We start from the raw sequence: 16,962 nt of genomic DNA on the forward strand, positions 1-16,962 counted from the left end.
AAAACTATTTCCGGCACGGATTTGAGCAAGAATGATTCCTAAATGACCCGGGGGCGATTCTTTCTTTTCGCTAGTGGCACCGTGTCGATTCTTTTATTGCGAGCCCTGCCCATCTCACCGACTTTTTCAGCACCCTGCTAGCTGTCATTCAGGCCCGCCGAGGGCCGACAAATCGGCGCCGCGGACCGGACCAGGCCGCGGCGCTTTCGATGGCGCGCAGACCGGTTTCGGTCGATCCAACTCCGGGTGCGGCGGCACATCGGTTATTCGTTTCATGCTATCGTTCCAAGGCACGACAGCTCGGGCCCTGAGTGACATCGGACATCTATACGGTTTTCGGCGGCAGTGGATTCCTCGGCAGCCGTATCGTTGCCGAATTGGCGGCCCGACGTTGCCATGTTCGGGTTGCCGTCCGCGACCCGGACCGCGCCATGCGGACGGCCATCGTCGGGAATACCAGCGCGGTAAGCTTCATCGAAGCCGACATACGCAATCCGAAACAAGTGGTCGCCGCAATGACCGGCGCGGCAGCGGTCATCAACGCGGTCGGCCGCTATATCGAGCTTGGTCGCGAGTCCTTCGCGGCTATTCATGTCGAAGGGGCTCGCAATGTGGCCAGCACGGCGGCCGACATGGGCCGGCCGTACTTGGTCCATATATCCGGTATTGGTGTCGATTCGGAATCGCCATCGGCTTACGTGCGGGCGCGCGCCGCGGGCGAAACAGCGGTTCGCCACGGCTATCCGCCGGCCGTCATCATCAGGCCAAGCGTCATGTTCGGGCCCGACGATTCCTTCATCAATACCTTCGCGCGGATGGCGTCATTCAGTCCGGTGATACCGCTTTTCGGTCAGGGAAGAACCAAGCTGCATCCGGTCTTCGTCGACGATGTCGCCAAGGCGGCATTGGCCGCGACGACGTCCGATGCCGCATTGGGCCAGACCTACGAGCTTGGCGGACCGGAAATCCTGTCCTATCGGGAGCTCCTGCACACCGTTCTGCACCATTTCGGCAGGCGGCGGCTTTTGCTGCCCCTCCCCTTCCCTCTGTGGCGGGCCATGGCCGCGGTTCTGGCGCTTCTACCGACGCCGCCCCTTACCCGCGACCAGGTCATTCTGATGATGGAAGACAATATTGCCGCGCCGGACAGACCGGGATTCGAGAACCTGGATATCCGCCCCACGCCACTCGCCGAAGTGTTGCCGATGTACTCGAAACCTGGAATCGCGCCACGATTATAAAGATCTCATCAGCAATTGATTAACAGCGATTATGTAACATTCTGGATCGATCGAGGGCGCGAGCCAGCCCTGCGATTTGGGAGACTACGACCCATGATCAGGCGAATCATCCGACTTGGCGACAGCGATTCGGGCACAACCGCGACCGAATACGGGCTAATCGCCGCGATTATTTCGGTCGTCGCAATCGTCAGTCTCATCGCCCTCGGCCAATCTTTGGTGTTGATCTTTGGCGTCGTCGCGAGCACCCTTGGAGCGGTGGCCGGGAGCGGCGCCGGCTGACGACACTTTTGCCGCCGAACGTGCCGCCGCGCGTTCCTATTTTGATGCCGACTCGTTCAACTCGACTTTGAAAGCGTCGGGGTCTTCGAAAAAGGCGACAACCCGTGTGCCGTGCTTCATCGGCCCGGGTTCATGGACGATCTTGAGCCCGGCTTCGCGCAACTGGCCGCAGGCGCCATATCGGAATTTGCTGTTGGCAGCCATTTCCGACATCCGGAACGCCAAATTTCAAATCGTTGGATTGGTACTGCACGCCGCCCCGTCGTCTCCAACCGGGCTGGCCGCTTCGAGCACCAGGTCCTGAAACCGGCGAACGTTGACCTCCCAATGTGGCGACAGTACGCCGCCGTCGGCGGCAACCGGCGACGCTCGTCCCATTTGCAGACGTTCGCAAATCTCGTGGTCTTCACGATGGACTTTGCACCACAATTGCTTGAGGTCATCGATCTGAGAATCCGACATCGCCGCCGATCCGGTTTGATAGAGCGCCCGCCGCTGGCGGGTTATTCCGGGCGCAACCGGCACATTCAGGTGAACGCCGAGTTGATCGGGCTCGTACCAGCCCAGAACAAAGTTGGGAAACAGCGTCAGGTAACGCGAACTGACCTCCAACCGCGCCACGCCCGCTTCCGTCGCAGCGGACTTAGGATCGATATCGACCGCCGATCCGATGCAGTTGCCGTCGACGAATGTCGAGTGGTTGACCAGCGGCTGTCGCGTGGTCGACGTATGGACGAACTGCACGTGATAGGGCTCAATAAAGTTCTCCATCAGGAACTTCCAATTGGTCCTCACCTCGCCGAGGTCGATGACGCCGATTGGGCGCAAGGACTCGAGGTCTATATCGGAAAGGCGGGCCCGCAAGGCCGCGCTATGGACATCGAAATCCGGCGCGTTACCGTTGATGTTGACGAAGATCCAATCATGCCAGACCGTGCAGCGGACAGGCTTGAGACCATGATCTTCGGGCAAGAAACCGTCAGGAAAGTCAACATTCGGCCCACCGAAATGGGGCGCCCGGCAAAGCTTGCCATCGAGGTCATAGGTCCAGCAATGGTAGGGGCAGCGGATGAAACGCCCGGCATTCGATGGCGTATCGATAAGGACCGCGGCGCGGTGGCGGCAAACATTGTGGAACGCCACGATTTCATTGTCGCCGCGATTGACCAGCAAGATCGGCTGACCTCCCACCGTAACCGGCAGGGCATCGCCGTGAGTTGAAATTTCATGGGCAAACCCGACGAAGGTCCAGGCCTTCGGGAACAGCTCTCGACATTCCTGGGCGAAGAACGCCGGATCGACGTAGGCGGCCGGAGCGAGGCCGCGGAGCCGCGGCGACACCGTTGGATCAGGAGTATCTTGCGACGAATCGCATGTTGAGTTTGCGGTCATGGCCATCGGGTGTTGCTCGCGTTGATGATCCAAGTGACGAAGCAATTAAACACTCGAATCCGGCGCGGATCCGGTGGCAACGATAGCCGCGGTTCGGATCGCTCGTAAACGCGATTTTCTCATGCACCATGAGGCGCCGTCATGGGCAACCGGCTTCCTCCAACAGCCACGCAATGAAGCGCCGCGCCTGGAGACTGACGGGATGATCCGGTGTGACGAGAAAGTACGCGTAGCTCGGCAGGTGCAAATCAAACGGACACAACAAGCGGCCGTCCTGGACATCACTTTCGACCAATTCCGGGCAAACGAGTGAAAAACCCTCACCCGCGATGGCCGCCTCCTGGCGTACATTGGTGTCGTCATAATAGTGATTGCGGTTCGCCGTAAGGTTTCCGACCCCGGCCAGAACCAGCCATTCCCGCCATGCGGTTTCGTCGGCCTCATGCAACAGTGCAAAATCTTTCAAATCGGAGGGCGCCAGAGGCTGCTCGTGTTCGCGCAGTACGGCGGGGCTACAAGCTGGGGTTAGATTGCCTTCGACGAGCGATCGCGCGCGATGATCGACATCGTCTTTCCGCCGCCATTCGATCGAAAGATCGATGTCGGAACGCGAAAAGTCGGCCGGAAAGTTCGAATGCTGAAGGCGGAGGTCGAACCCCGGGTACCGTTCCCACAGCCGCACCAGTCTTGGCGCCAGCCACTTCAGGGCGAAATGGGCCCGCGTTATGAGACCGAGCGGACGCCCTTCGCGCGCCGCCTCGAGCGATCCGATGGCGCGCTGTATCGCCACGAATGCCTCACTGATCCCCGGCAGCAACGCCTCTCCGGCTTGCGTCAGGGTGAGGTGGCCGCCCGCGCGCTGGAACAAGGCAACGCCGACGATGTCCTCGAGATTGCGGATCTGGTGGCTCACCGCCGATTGGGTGACACCAAGTTCTTCCGCCGCGCGGGTGAAATTGAGGTGACGAGCAACGGCCTCGAAAGCGCGTAATCCATTTAGCGGCGGAATCATCGATCGCTGGAATGCCATTCTTGATCGGGCCGCCATCATAACGTCGTCCGCGAACAGGGCCCTAGCCGAAAGTGACGGCGAGTTTTCACTTGTCGGCCGGTCCTCCGTCGTCGACACTTGTCACCTCGGACCCGATACGAACGAAAATGCCAAACTGGCCGGTACGACCGGGCGGCTCTAACGTGTCGGGAACGCAAAGGCGGGCATTGGGTCGGTACGGGTCGATGCCTATATGGTGCAACCATCGCAGACAGGAGTGGGACATGGCAGAGGCCGTTTACAAATTCATCGAACTCGTCGGAACCAGCAGCGAATCATGGGAAAAAGCCGCGACGGCAGCCGTCAATCGGGCGTCCCAAAGCCTGCGCGACTTGCGTGTTGCCGAAATTCTCGAGCTCGACCTGCAATTGAAGGATGGCAAGGTCGAAGCTTACCGGGCCAAAGTGAAATTGTCGTTCCGCTACGAAGGCAGCGCCTGACCGCAATCGGGTCCGCGGCGAGCACTTGCCAATCCGTCGAATGAGAATCGTAACGTTCGCCGTTTTAGCGGCGACATGACCTGAAAACGCCGGATGACCGAGTTCACGCCCGTTTCGGGATTTCTTGGCGGCGTACTTATAGGTGCCGCCGCCGTCATACTGCTGGCGACGCTGGGCCGCGTGGCCGGGGTCAGTGGCATTCTCGGCGATATTCCCGACTCGAAGGGCGGCACGCTGTTTTGGCGGTTGGCCTTTATCGCCGGGCTTGTGGCTGGTCCCATGAGCCTATACGCGGTCACCGGAGACCCTACCGTCGTCGATCTATCGGCGTCCTGGCCCGTCGTGATCTTGGCCGGCCTCCTGGTCGGGTTCGGCACCCGTATGGGAAGCGGTTGCACCAGTGGACATGGAGTATGCGGGCTAGCCCGCCTTTCGCCACGGTCGCTTGCGGCGACAGCCATCTTCATGGCCGTCGCCGGTTTGACCGTTTTTTTCATCCGTCACGTTGTCTAGGGCGAAAGCGTGAGAGCGGTATTCTGGTCCCTGCTTTCAGGCCTTCTTTTTGGCGTTGGATTGACCGTGTCGCAGATGATCAATCCGGCAAAGGTCCTCTCGTTCCTCGACGTCGCCGGACACTGGGACCCGACACTCGCGTTCGTCATGGCCGGTGCCTTGGCGGTCACGGTTCCCGGATTCGCGTGGCTTCGAGCCCGGAATGTATCGGTGTTCGGTGGCGAGTTGAAGCTGCCAACCCGCCGCGACATCGACCATCGTCTTGTCATCGGCGCCGTTCTGTTCGGCGTCGGCTGGGGTCTCGCCGGTTTTTGCCCCGGACCGGCGCTGGCCGCATTGAGCACCGGACTGCCCGACGTTTTCGCATTTGTCGTCGCCATGGTCGCCGGCATGTTGGTATTTCGGCTGCTCTCTCGCCGCGCTTGACGGATTACGCCGGAGGTCTCGCCAGAGCGGCGGGCCTGCGAGCCGCCTCGATGGGCCTAATTCGCCTGCGCGCGCTTGAGCGTATCCGACGGCAACTCGCCAAACATTTGGCGATAGTCCCTGGCAAAATATCCGAAGTGACAGAATCCCCAGCGTGTCGCCGCCTCCGTCACCGATCGGGCGTGTTGCATTTCCATCCGGGCACGACTGAGGCGAATCGCCCGTAGATAGGCCGTCGGATTGAGGTCGAGCGCGCGCTGGCACGCGTATTGCAATGTCCGTCGCGACACGCCAAGGCGAATTGCCACTTCGACAATCGACATCGGACAATCCGGAGATTCCTCGATGAGCGCGCGCGCCTGACTGGCCAAACGCCAATTGTTGGCAATGGTCATAGCCTGGGGATGGGTCTGTTCGCCGCGATGGGACAGCAACTCAAGGGCCGCTCCGGCCGATGCTCGCTTCAGGGCTGACACGCTGTGCGGATTGTCCAATACGATCGGATCGGAGCGTAGTCCGTCGAACATCGCCATTAGCGACAGGCCGAAATTGCGGGCATAGGCGGTGTCCAACGGGATAACCCGCCGGCCCTGCCGAAGCGCGCGCTGGAGTTCCCTTACCAGCATCACCTCTTCGCCCGACGACGTGGCGTCGGGCACGGTCATTTCGAGGCCGATGAAAATCAGCTTTTCCGGCGAAAGATATTCAAACCCCGACGAACCGGAAAAAACGTGCAGGCCATCGAGATGCGATTCCTCCCCGCATAGGACCGATTTCCCGCTCAGACTAAGCGGAATGCCAAAGCCAATTCGATTACGCGCGACGTCCCCTTTCTGCAAAACCGCTCGGTTCATGCGTTCGACGAAAATCCGCAGACCCTCGGCCCGGACCGAGATTACCGATCCGTCGAAGGCGCCTTTCGAAACCTGGCAATATTCTTGGTTCCAATTGTCGAGCAGGGTGGCCTGCTCATGGATGTCGTGGCTGTATTGAGCATCAATACGCGCGGCTGGTGGTATCGCGGACGGGACGGTCAGCATCAGTCAATTCCCGTAAACACAGGAAAAAAATATTACATATGGCCGCTCGATGGGCAACCGGACGTCATATTCCACGGGATCGGAAGGAAACGCAGTGGGAAGCCGATTGCCGCTGCGGATAACCGTTTCATAACCTTGGCAAAAATCGCGGTTTCCATCGTGTGCTCTGGCTCTCGCACCGCGTCCCCGACTCACGGCCGTTGCCGAAATCGGATAGTATTGGCGGCGGAAGTTCCTTAGCGTTTAGACATCGGCAATTGTTCTACAATTGAAGGGAGGTACGACTATGTCGGATCTGAAGAAGCTCAGGTCGCTTTTCGTGCAGGGAAAAATCACCCGTCGCGAATTCTTCATCAGGGCGTCGGCCCTGGGTGTCGCGCCCGTATTGGGTACCGCATTGGGCGGTCGACCGGCGCGCGCCGCGAACAAAGTCATCAAGATCGGCGGTGCGGTGCCGCTCACGGGTCCTGTCGCCTATTGGGGTATTTCCACCATGCAGGGCTGGGTCGACGGCGCGGCGGTGATCAATGCCAGCGGCGGCCTCAATATCGGCGGCGAAATCTACGACCTCGAGGTCATCACCTACGACACCAAAGGCACCGTCGCCGATGCTCGTGCGGCAACGACGCGATTGGTCGAGCAGGATCAGGTCAAGTACGTATTCAGTCAAGCGGCCGCCAGCACGATCGGCATGCTGCAGATCACCGAGCCGAACGAGGTTATCTCGATCGTCGCGTGTTGGGGATACCTGAAGATCTTCGGCAAGGAATATCCCTATCATTTCAGAGCCGAGATGTCCGACTACGAGCAGGGATTCGCCTACGTCCCGTTCATGCTCGAACATTACGGAAAGGACAATCTGAAGACGGCCTCATTCATCGGACCGGATGACCAGGACGGTTATGACTGTCACTTCTCCTATGAGCGCCTGATGAAGTACTACGGCATCGAGCTGAAGGGCGTGGAATACTTCAACTGGGAAGACACGGATTTCTATCCCATCGTCACCAAGACGCTGAAGAACAAGCCCGACTTCATCGTGACCAGCCCGTCGCCACCCGGGATTACCGCCAGTATCGTGAAGGCGGCGCGGGAGATGGGATACAAGGGTCCGATCGCGTCTCCAGCGGCATCGGAGACAACGACCATTTTGGAAGTTGCCGGAGAATATGCCGACGACGTCGTTCTGCCCGTCACCTGCGTCGATCCGGTGACCGATTCGCAGAAGCAGATCCAGGAACGGTTCCTGCAACACTTCGGAACCTTCAACGCGCTTGCCGGCAACTACTCATGGTGGGTGTATGCCTTGGCCGAGGCCATGGAAAATGCCGGCACCGCCGAGGACACCAAGGCCGTCGCCGACGCCCTGGCGAACGTCGTTCTCGAAGACACCTATGTCGGAAAGGTGACGTGGGAAGGCGAAAAGTCGTTCGGCATCCGGCGTCAAGGCGTCTACGACTGCTACACGACCTTGATCGAGAAAGGCAAGGCGCGCCTGGCCGATGTCAGGTATCCGGAACTGCCGGCGGATTATTGATTTGCAAGAACCGATCCGCAAAGGTGATGGGGTGACCTAAGCCTGTTGCCGGGCGACACAGGATCGGGGAGCGGAATTGACGAGAGACGGGGGCGCCGCCAGCGTTAACATGCGGCTTCGCGCTCGTCTCTCGATCCGTGCAGGCGTGTCGGGGGGGCCTGCCGTGGTTCCGCGATTCTTCGACGCCGGGTCGGCTCGAAACGGCTTCGGTTCCGGGCTTTTTCTCATCCAGTTCATCGCTTTGGAAAGGGGATAATTTGGCTTTCGATGAGTTCACCCAGATGACCCTGACGGGCATCAATTTGGGGCTGATGTACGCACTCATCGCGATCGGATTGACGCTGATCTTCGGCGTCATGCGGATCATTCAATACGCCCATGGTGAATTGTTCATGCTGGGCGCTTACGTCCTCTACTATTGGTTTGCCGTATTGGGATGGCCCTATTGGCTCGGTGTTATCGCCAGCGCGGTGGTCATTTTCTGTCTTGGTGCTGTTCTCCAACTGTTGCTGTTCAGGCCGCTCCAGGGCCGCAATATTCTCTATCCCCTGGCGGTCTCGATGGGGCTGATCTTCATTATTTCGAGCGGCGGTCTTTTGGTATTCGGTTCCGTCGTCAAGGGTATCCCGAGCGATATATCGGGCGGCACCATGGTCTTCGGCGCCTTCTATACCTATGAACGGATGACGATCTCGGCGGTCTCCGCCGCATTGATCGTGGGGCTTTGGATTTTTCTTCAGAAGACGACCATCGGCATGGCCATGCGCGCGGTCTCCGAAGATCCGGAGGTCAGCTCGCTCCAGGGAATCAACACGAGCCGGATTCACTGGATTGCGTTCGGACTTGGGAGCGCCCTGGCGGCGGTCGCCGGCTGCATGATGGGGACCCTGTTGTCGATCGTTCCCACGATGGGATTCGTTGCCACGATGAAGGCCTTCATGATCGTCATCATGGGCGGTCTGGGGAGCGTTCCCGGTGCTCTGATCGGCGCTATGATCCTCGGCTTCATCGATAGTTTCGGGACTACACTGATCAGCGCCGATGTGGCCTACATCATGGGCTTCCTGGCCATCTTCATCATCTTGGTTTTCCGCCCCGCGGGGTTGTTCGGTCAGCAGTGGGAGTGAACACGCGAGGGAACGCGAGACCCGGTGTGCCGCCATACCGGACACTCGCCCGACCTTGCAGCGGGGATGCCGCTGGACGGGTCACCGGAACACAACACCTCCGACCGGCGCTATCGAGACCAGAACAGACCGCATGAGCCAGGAATCGACGCCAATCAAATTATTGTGGTCTGCGGGACTGGTCCTGGCCTTTCTGCTCCCGGTCCTCTGCGGCTACGACAAATATATCCTGCACACCGGAATCAGCATCGCCTTCAACATCGCGCTGGCGACCAGTATGTGGCTGATCTGGACATTGGGCTTCATATCGTTCGCGCATGCCGGCTTCATGGGAATCGGGGCCTACACGACGGCGCTGCTGTTCACCAAGCTGGGGCTCTCGCTGTGGATCGGCATGTGGCTGGGAGCCGCCGCCGCGGCCCTGATCGCCCTCATGATCAGCGTGCCGCTCATGCGGACCAGAGCGGTCTATTTCTTCATGGCGAGTTGGGCGATTGGCGAGGTCATAAAGCGGGTCTTCGCCTATTATCGGGATTTCTTCGGCGGCTGGAATGGTATCTTCAATGTTCTTCCGCCCAAGCTGGAGCTTCCCGGGCTGAGCATCGATTTCGCGTCGCGGGTGGCCTATTACTACCTCGCGCTCGTGTTTTGCTCGCTCATCGTCCTGGCGATCTATCGGATCAACCGGTCGCGCACCGGCACCATCTATTGGAGCATTCACGAAAGCGAACTCCTCGCCCAACACATCGGCATCAACGTTCTCAAGCACAAGGTCGTCGCCTTCACGGTGGCTTGCATGTTCGCCGGTCTGACCGGCGCGCTCTACGCCCACTATCACACCTATATCAACCCCAAGACCTTCGACATCTGGCAATCGGAGTTTTCGCTCGTCCACATCATCGTCGGTGGTCTGAATACGGTTGGCGGCCCGGTCATGGGCGCAACGATCCTGACCATCGTCGACGAGCTGCTCCGCCCGACCGGTTACTACCGGGTCATTTTCTTCGGCGTCGTCGTGATTATGGTCGTGCTCTTCCTGCCCGGCGGTCTCGAGACGATACCGGAACGTATCCGGCGCCTGGCCGCCAGAGTGCGGAATAATTAGGTCGGAGTTTGGTGCAAATGCCGCTGCTCGAAATCCTCGACGTGACCAAGCGATTCGGCGGGCTGGCCGCGATCGAGGACCTAAATTTCGCCGTCGAACGCGGCGAGATCAGGGGGCTGATCGGACCCAACGGCGCCGGCAAAACCACGCTCTTCAACGTGATCAGCGGCGTCTATCGGCCGACCCACGGACGTGTCGTATTCAAGGATCAGGAGATCAGCAACCTGAAGCCCCATCGCGTCGTCAGGCTGGGTTTGGCGCGAACCTTCCAGTCGGTGACCCTGTTCAAGAATTTCAGCGTGCTCAAGAATGTCCTGGCCGGACTTCATTTGAACTCGAACTACAACTATTGGGGGGCGCTGTTCAATACGCCCAATACCAGGAAAAACGAGCGCGCCAACACGGAAAAGGCATGGGAAATTCTTGAATTTGTCGGCCTTTCCGAGCATGCCGATGACCTCGCCGCAAATCTGCCCCACGGCTATCAAAGGGCGTTGGGGATCGGCATCGCCTTGGCCTCTCAACCGGAACTTCTGATGCTCGACGAGCCGTGTGCCGGAATGAACACCGAGGAAACCGATGAGATGGTGAATCTGATCAAGCGGATTCGTGACAACGGCACGACGGTGCTCTTGATCGAGCATGACATGAAGGTGGTGATGGGTATTTGCCACAACATTACGGTCATCAATTTCGGCACCCGGATAGCCGAGGGTACGCCCAAGGAAATCCTCGAGAACGAGTTGGTCCACGAAGCCTATTTGGGAAGCGACATCCATGCTGCTTGAAGTCAAGGACCTGCGGGTTCATTACGACAAGGTGGAGGCGGTCAAGGGCGTATCGCTGGGCGTCGAGGAAGGCCGCACGATCACGCTGATCGGCGCCAATGGTGCCGGAAAGACCTCGATCCTTAAGGCCATTTCTGGCCTGGTGAAGTCATCCGCGGGTGAAATCTGGTTTAGCGGCCGCCGCATCGACCGCTTGCCGGCGCATCGCATCGTCGGCCTGGGGGTCGCCCATGTTCCCGAGGGACGACGGCTTTTCGGGCTGATGACGGTCAAGCACAACCTCCGGCTCGGCGCCTATCTGCAAAAGGACAAACACGAGCTCGAAGACAGCTACGAGCAAGTCTACCGGCACTTTCCCCTGTTGAAGGAACGGGAGAACCAGCTCGCCAAGACTCTCAGCGGCGGCCAGCAACAGATGGTCGCCATGGGCCGGGCATTGATGGCGCGGCCGAGGGTCATGATCATGGACGAGCCGTCCCTGGGGCTGTCGCCGATCATGGTCGCCGAAATCGCCGCCATCATCGAGAGCCTCAAGAAATCGGGGCTCTCGGTCATATTGGTCGAGCAGAACGCATCGCTGGCGTTGAAGTTGGCCGATCACGGCTATGTCTTGGAAACCGGGACGGTCGCGCTGGAAGGAGAGTCGGCGAGCCTGATCGGCAACGACTACGTGAAGAAGGCGTATCTCGGAGGATAACCGCGGCTTTCGTCCGATAACGGGTCGACTTGCATCGCCGGCGACGCTTGAATGTTGGTTGGTAAATCGCTCCCGCCTAAGGCCGAACTCACTTTCCAGCAAGCCAAGTCTAGGTGAAAGCGCCTCGATCCGGACTTTCCCTAGGTCAAACCTGGCAGTGGTCGTTGGCTTGCGCCCATAGGAACACCGGCCCGACGGTGGAATTCACCGCCGATGTCGATAAGCAGCATTTCGTTGAAGCCTGGAGCGATCAGTGTAGTCCCAACCGGAAGGCCAACGGAATCAAAGCCGGCCGGAACGGCAATTGCGCAAAGATCCAGAAGATTCACGAAGTTCGTAAAGATGCCAAGGTTAGCGTTCAGTTGGATCGGATCCGCTGCCACCTCGTCGATCGTGTAGATTGTTCCCGTGGTCGGCAGGAACAGAAAATCGGCGACCTCCCATGTCTTCAGCGTCCGGACTTGCAACTCATGAAGATGGTGCAACGCGGCAAATACATCGACTCCGAGATGTTGGGCGCATCCTTCCATGATTTGCCGTGTTACAGGGTGCATGGCGTCAGAATGTTCTGCAACGAAAGCGCGGATACCCACCAGGCGTTCCGCGATCAATGGCCCGCCGTACAGCAATTCGGAGACCTCTCGGAAGGGAGCAAATTCGATCTCCACCTTCTCGCCGCCCATGGCACGCAATCTCTCTACCCCTTCTTCGTAAATCGCCTGCCACTCGGCATTGCCAAAGAATTCCAGTTCCTCGGAGCCGGGCACCGCGAAACGGAATTGATCTCGAACCCTTGGTTCACCGAGTGGCGCTGCACGCGAAAACGGGTAAAGCGGATCCGGCGCCGCAGCAACGCGCAGGATGGCCAACGCATCCTCGGCGGTTAGCGAGAAAATTGAGACGCAGTCCAACGATCGAGCCGCCGGCACGCAGTTCGTCGCACTGATCATGCCGCGCGTGGGCTTGAGCCCGATCAAATTGTTGAAAGCGGCTGGGACGCGGCCAGATCCTGCAACATCAGTTCCAAGCGCAAAGGTTACAAGTCCTATAGATACGCAAACCCCTGATCCAGAACTCGACCCGCCAGGGATGTACCGCGCGTCGAACGGGTTCCGCGCGATGCCATAAGGCGTTCTGGTCCCGACGAGTCCACTTTGAAATTGATCAAGATTTGTTTTTCCGATGAGGATCGAGCCGGCTGCAAGGAGCCGTTCTACCACCGTCGCCGACCGTTCCGCCGTGTATGCGAATGCAGGGCATGCCGCGGTGGTCTGCATGTTCGCAACGTCAATGCAATCCTTAACTGAAAACGGTATGCCGTAGAGCGGCAATCGTTGACGAGCCTCTTCCTCCAGACCCTCCAGCTCCTTGGCCCGTTCCCTTACCTGTTCATCCGGAACGCGAGAAATCCAGACTCCATCGTCCCCCTGATCTGCGATACGGCGCAGGACCAAATCGACGACTGCCGTCGGAGTCAGGTTTCCCCCATCATACGCGGCGCACAGGGCACCGAGATCCAAGCTGATGTCCTCTGGCACACCGGTCATGTCCAATCTTCCCTCTTGCTACTTGGCCACTCAACGAAGCCTTGAGTCCGCCGGATCCTCATCCCGCGGACCAACCACTTGTGACTCAGGACTCGCCGTCCGACGCGAAATGCCTATGCATGGCCAGCGGATACCAGGATCCCATACGTTTCCGGCAATCTATTCGCAATCAGATCGACCTTTGGAATTATCTGTTTTTGTCTTGTCACCGCTAGGTCAAGGAATGCCGTAAACACTGCACCCATCGCGCGGTTTCGCGGAACCATGCTTGTGATGTCCCAGTGCGGGAAGCCCATTGGCGGGACTACCACGCTGCCGCCCGGGTGTGGGCAATCCAGCCGGTTTGCCACAATAAGAGCCGTTCGATTGTCGACGCCTCGGGGCACGGTCAGCCACTGCCTCTTCACTTTTGAACGCTTCACGCCGGCGCTACTGCCATGGCCGAAGTCAATTGCTTTGCGTTTTCGGTGGCGGTGCGCATGACGCCCGATAGAAGCCCATAAGCCGCCGCCCACGCCTCGGCGGTCTCGCCGGTCCAAGACCGCGCCGAACATTGTTCGAACGACCAAAGCAACGCGGTTCCAACGGTGTCATAGTGCGCGTCCGTCACCCCATAGGCAGCGTGTCGGGCGCCCAGAGATTCGAGGACGGGAATCAGCTCGTCGACGTCGTCCAGTCCCGTTACCGCGGCGTCGAGCACATGGACCAGTCTCTTGCGCTGTTCGCCGAGATCGGTGTGATTGAACATCCGGCCGACCGTCGGGTCGATTTCGAACAATCGGCGATAAAACAAGTCGGCGGCGGTATCGGCGATTGGGGCCATGTCGTTCCAACTCCCCTGCACCAGGTGTTTCTGATCGGGTGTCATCGTCGCTCTCCGCTTGGTTTCATGAATAGCTGGGGCGTGCGATCGCCGCGGAAAAGTTTCGTCGAAGCCTGATCCAGATCGATCGACACGCAATTTGCGGCCATCTCCAGATCGATCGGGCGATGTGTCGCGCCATTTGCCCGCGCGCGAGGTGAGCCCGCTCGGTGGCCACGCGTTTGACCTCCGCCTGTTGCGCAGCGGTCAGATTGAGATAGTCGATCGTGTGCAAATCGGTCGTATCGAACTGGGACATGATGGTCTCCGTCTTGGCCGCGACCGCGACCGCGCGATGGGTTTCGACGGTCCAGTTCTTAGCAGTTGCTTTTAATCATAAAAAATGAATAATTATGATGATATTAATCTTCGTTAGAGAATTATGGATTTGACCGATCTCCTCATCTTCCGCACCGTGGTCGATGCCGGTGGCATCACCCGGGCGGCCGAAAGGCTGCATCGGGTGCAGTCGAACATCACCACCCGAGTCCGACAGCTCGAGGATGATCTCGGCGTCAAGTTGTTCATCCGCGAAGGCAAGCGGTTGCACCTGTCGCCGGCGGGACAGAATCTGCTCGGCTATGCCGATCGGCTCCTCGCCCTGGCCCAAGAGGCGCGCGAAGGCGTTCAGGACTCCGTGCCGCGTGGCCCGTTTCGCCTGGGTACGATGGAAAGTACCGCGGCGGTACGCCTGCCCGAACCCTTGAGCCTCTATCATCGCCGATACCCGGAGGTCGAACTCGAGCTGCGCACCGGCAATCCGCAACAGCTTGCAGCAAGGATTCTCAACGGCGAAATCGACGCCGCGTTAGCCGCCGAGCCGATCGCCGACGCCCCGTTCGAAAAAGTGCCGATCTATGACGAGGAACTGGCGATTATCGCCGCCGCCGATCAGCCGCCGATCACGTCCGTGCAGAGCCTGAAACGACGCACCCTGCTCACCTTCGAGCCGGGCTGCCCCTATCGAAAGCGACTCGAGGACTGGTTCGCCGACCAGGGCGAGCAACCGGGCCGTATCGTCGAGATGTCGTCCTATCATACGATGCTTGGCTGCGCTGTCGCCGGCATGGGCATCTCGCTCTTGCCGCGCGGCGTATTGGCGACGTTTCCCGACCGCGAGCGGCTGAGCGTTCATCGCCTACCCCCGGGACAGGATATCGCCCACACCGTGCTCATCTGGCGCAAGGGGGCGGGCTCCGCCAAGATCGACGCCCTGGTCCAGCTCCTCACCGCCAAGCCCGCGGCTAAACCGGTGCGTGCAAGGAGCCGCCGCAAAAGCGCGATCGGTTAGCGATATCGGGGATTCATCGAAGGCTTGCGACGCGGCAACGATCTGCTAAGTCTCTATGCTCGTCAGCATTTCGGATGGGTCGCCGAGCGGTCGAAGGCACCGGTCTTGAAATGCGGTTAGACCCGTCCCTACCCTTCCCACTACGTCCCTAGAAGTACAAAATCCTGCCGTTTCCTGCGATTCTTCCGCCTCTGCTGTCCGCGCCTATACCGCCTAGTGGTATGGCGTCCGGTGCCAATTATGGAGATCTAGCTTTTTGCTGATTGTCGGTCGGGATCCAGCCATAGTTGCCTTGCAATCAAGTCTGGCAAAGCAACACTCGAGACCCTCGCTCGACCGAGGAAGGCGATAATCTTCGCAGATATTAGCGTTCTCGACTTAGCAACAGGTATTCCGTCGGATTGTCGGGACACTGATCGATGCCACACTCGATGAACGTCGAGATCACGTTGGCCACCGTGACGAACAAGAACAGCACGATGGCGACGTTTTCCAATGGTCCGTTCTTCACGCGCTCCTTCCCCTTTGTCCAGTTTTCGTACTGTCGGTCGAACAGAAGCATGACGGCCGTTCCGGCAACGATGACAAAGAATACGATTCCCGCCCAGGTGTAATAGTGCAGCCCGAAGACCGGCGACCCGTAGGTTCCGGTGCCGGGAATGATATGGAGCAAGATCTGGCGCGCAGAAACCCAACCGCCGTAGATCGCGCCGAGGAGGAGAATGGCGTAATGGACCGGGCGGACACCGTAGAGGACATTGAGGGCAAGACCGAAGGCGGCGGCGATCATTCCAACTCGCTGGAGGAGGCAGAGCGGACAAGGCAGCTCGTTGCGCGCGAACTGCATGTAGTAGCCCGCCAACAGGACGCCGCATATCGAGATCAATCCGAGCGCATTGAGATTGCGCGATAAGATCGGACCCATTTGGGCAACCCCTACAATACGATGCCCAAAGACGAGGTCGCGTGATGGTCGTACCAGACGACCGCCAGTGTGAGCGCAATGCCAAAAATCCAATATGCGGTCGTGAGGTAGCCCCGCCAAGCGACGCAAATCGCGGCAACAAACAACGCAAAAAGCAGTGTCATCATCGTTGAGCGCCCTATGTCATCGCAATGAGCTCAAGCATCGGCGTCTCGATCTTGCGCAGGGCTTCGGTAAATAGCAATGATTGACAGAGAGAAAACCGCAGCGCTATTCGGCCGGCAGGCTTGGCTCCTTCGCCGTCGGTCAAGCGCTGTCCCGATTCGTCAGCGCCTGACTGCGAGGCCATGCGCCGGAGGGAGCTTTCATCATGTACACCGCGCTCTTTTGACCCGACATTTCCCGAATACCACCTCCCACTGGCGGAAAGCATTCGCACATTTGGCCATCGCGGACCGTTCGGGTCCTTGCCGGCTACGCTTTGCGGCATAACCACGTTACGGAGCTGTTGGCGACCGGTGAGCGTGTGAAACTGGTTTCAAAGCGCGCCGGGCATCTGGAGTGACCCCCAGGGGCTGGACACCAATCAGGCGGCTGGTTTGACCGGCTGCCGGGCGTGATCCTCCTCGAACTGTTGTGGGCTCCGATATCCGAGCGCGGAGTGGAGCCGTCTGGAATTGTAGACCTCCTCGATGAAA

Annotated in this window: 21 protein-coding genes; 11 read left to right on the forward strand and 10 right to left on the reverse strand. The window is 59.2% G+C overall.

All coding sequences use genetic code 11. The features are described from left to right. The first annotated feature begins 311 nt into the window (after nt 1-311). Nucleotides 312-1,241: a complex I NDUFA9 subunit family protein gene (locus GY791_01140; protein MCP4327029.1), complete on the forward strand. Its 930-nt coding sequence runs from the start codon at nt 312-314 to the stop codon at nt 1,239-1,241. 93 nt (nt 1,242-1,334) lie between these two features. Next, the gene (locus GY791_01145) at nt 1,335-1,523 is read left to right on the forward strand and encodes a Flp family type IVb pilin (GenBank protein MCP4327030.1); all 189 of its coding nucleotides are present in this window, start codon (nt 1,335-1,337) and stop codon (nt 1,521-1,523) included. 36 nt (nt 1,524-1,559) lie between these two features. Here GY791_01145 and GY791_01150 read toward each other — a convergent pair whose 3' ends face one another. The 3 genes from GY791_01150 to GY791_01160 all read right to left on the reverse strand — a co-directional run bounded on the left by GY791_01150 (nt 1,560) and on the right by GY791_01160 (nt 3,945). After that, a complete protein-coding gene (locus GY791_01150; GenBank protein ID MCP4327031.1) occupies nt 1,560-1,736 on the reverse strand; it encodes a hypothetical protein in 177 nt (58 codons plus the stop codon). A 15-nt stretch (nt 1,737-1,751) separates the two neighbouring features. Next, nucleotides 1,752-2,915, reverse strand: coding sequence for an aromatic ring-hydroxylating dioxygenase subunit alpha (locus GY791_01155; GenBank protein ID MCP4327032.1), 1,164 nt, complete (start codon nt 2,913-2,915; stop codon nt 1,752-1,754). Between the two features lie 139 nt (nt 2,916-3,054). Next, entirely contained in the window at nt 3,055-3,945 is an 891-nt protein-coding gene (locus GY791_01160) for a LysR family transcriptional regulator (protein ID MCP4327033.1), read from the reverse strand. A gap of 245 nt (nt 3,946-4,190) precedes the next feature. On the opposite strand from GY791_01160, the gene GY791_01165 reads away from it, so the two are divergent. The 3 genes from GY791_01165 (at nt 4,191) to GY791_01175 (ending at nt 5,345) form a co-directional block, all read left to right on the forward strand. Beyond that, nucleotides 4,191-4,406 (forward strand): dodecin domain-containing protein, encoded by a 216-nt coding sequence (locus GY791_01165; protein MCP4327034.1) that lies wholly within the window; start codon nt 4,191-4,193, stop codon nt 4,404-4,406. Nucleotides 4,407-4,499: 93 nt separating this feature from the next. Beyond that, on the forward strand, nt 4,500-4,919 hold the full coding sequence (locus GY791_01170; GenBank protein MCP4327035.1) for a YeeE/YedE family protein: 420 nt from the start codon (nt 4,500-4,502) through the stop codon (nt 4,917-4,919). Nucleotides 4,920-4,994: 75 nt separating this feature from the next. Further along, nucleotides 4,995-5,345, forward strand: a complete 351-nt coding sequence (locus GY791_01175; protein MCP4327036.1) for a YeeE/YedE family protein — start codon at nt 4,995-4,997, stop codon at nt 5,343-5,345. Between the two features lie 56 nt (nt 5,346-5,401). Here the strand turns inward: GY791_01175 and GY791_01180 are convergent, their stop codons facing one another. Beyond that, nucleotides 5,402-6,385 carry a helix-turn-helix domain-containing protein gene (locus tag GY791_01180; protein ID MCP4327037.1) on the reverse strand — a complete coding sequence of 328 codons (984 nt, stop codon included), beginning with the start codon at nt 6,383-6,385 and terminating at the stop codon, nt 5,402-5,404. A gap of 286 nt (nt 6,386-6,671) precedes the next feature. Between GY791_01180 and GY791_01185 the strand changes: the two genes are divergently transcribed. The 5 genes from GY791_01185 (at nt 6,672) to GY791_01205 (ending at nt 11,639) form a co-directional block, all read left to right on the forward strand. Then, nucleotides 6,672-7,922, forward strand: a complete 1,251-nt coding sequence (locus tag GY791_01185) for an ABC transporter substrate-binding protein (protein ID MCP4327038.1) — start codon at nt 6,672-6,674, stop codon at nt 7,920-7,922. A gap of 257 nt (nt 7,923-8,179) precedes the next feature. Continuing rightward, complete coding sequence (locus GY791_01190; GenBank protein MCP4327039.1) at nt 8,180-9,049, forward strand: branched-chain amino acid ABC transporter permease; 870 nt, start codon at nt 8,180-8,182, stop codon at nt 9,047-9,049. Between the two features lie 133 nt (nt 9,050-9,182). Continuing rightward, a complete protein-coding gene (locus GY791_01195) occupies nt 9,183-10,154 on the forward strand; it encodes a branched-chain amino acid ABC transporter permease (protein ID MCP4327040.1) in 972 nt (323 codons plus the stop codon). 17 nt (nt 10,155-10,171) lie between these two features. After that, nucleotides 10,172-10,942, forward strand: a complete 771-nt coding sequence (locus GY791_01200) for an ABC transporter ATP-binding protein (GenBank protein ID MCP4327041.1) — start codon at nt 10,172-10,174, stop codon at nt 10,940-10,942. After that, nucleotides 10,932-11,639, forward strand: a complete 708-nt coding sequence (locus GY791_01205) for an ABC transporter ATP-binding protein (protein MCP4327042.1) — start codon at nt 10,932-10,934, stop codon at nt 11,637-11,639. The genes GY791_01200 and GY791_01205 overlap by 11 nt, the downstream gene beginning before the upstream one ends. 140 nt (nt 11,640-11,779) lie before the next feature. Here the strand turns inward: GY791_01205 and atzF are convergent, their stop codons facing one another. The 3 genes from atzF to GY791_01220 form a co-directional block, all read right to left on the reverse strand. Further along, nucleotides 11,780-13,186 (reverse strand): allophanate hydrolase, encoded by a 1,407-nt coding sequence (gene atzF / locus GY791_01210; GenBank protein MCP4327043.1) that lies wholly within the window; start codon nt 13,184-13,186, stop codon nt 11,780-11,782. A 418-nt stretch (nt 13,187-13,604) separates the two neighbouring features. After that, on the reverse strand, nt 13,605-14,054 hold the full coding sequence (locus tag GY791_01215; protein MCP4327044.1) for a hemin receptor: 450 nt from the start codon (nt 14,052-14,054) through the stop codon (nt 13,605-13,607). A 19-nt stretch (nt 14,055-14,073) separates the two neighbouring features. Beyond that, complete coding sequence (locus tag GY791_01220) at nt 14,074-14,307, reverse strand: hypothetical protein (protein ID MCP4327045.1); 234 nt, start codon at nt 14,305-14,307, stop codon at nt 14,074-14,076. Between the two features lie 123 nt (nt 14,308-14,430). Between GY791_01220 and GY791_01225 the strand changes: the two genes are divergently transcribed. After that, on the forward strand, nt 14,431-15,339 hold the full coding sequence (locus tag GY791_01225) for a LysR family transcriptional regulator (GenBank protein MCP4327046.1): 909 nt from the start codon (nt 14,431-14,433) through the stop codon (nt 15,337-15,339). Nucleotides 15,340-15,703: 364 nt separating this feature from the next. On the opposite strand, the gene GY791_01230 is transcribed toward GY791_01225, so the two are convergent. The 3 genes from GY791_01230 to GY791_01240 form a co-directional block, all read right to left on the reverse strand. Continuing rightward, nucleotides 15,704-16,264, reverse strand: coding sequence for a disulfide bond formation protein B (locus GY791_01230; protein ID MCP4327047.1), 561 nt, complete (start codon nt 16,262-16,264; stop codon nt 15,704-15,706). Nucleotides 16,265-16,275: 11 nt separating this feature from the next. Next, nucleotides 16,276-16,431 (reverse strand): hypothetical protein, encoded by a 156-nt coding sequence (locus GY791_01235; GenBank protein ID MCP4327048.1) that lies wholly within the window; start codon nt 16,429-16,431, stop codon nt 16,276-16,278. A 419-nt stretch (nt 16,432-16,850) separates the two neighbouring features. Then, nucleotides 16,851-16,962 (reverse strand): transposase (locus GY791_01240; protein ID MCP4327049.1); only part of this gene is annotated, 112 nt, incomplete at its 5' end.

It is taken from the genome of Alphaproteobacteria bacterium (assembly GCA_024244705.1).
Lineage (GTDB): Bacteria > Pseudomonadota > Alphaproteobacteria > JAAEOK01 > JAAEOK01 > JAAEOK01.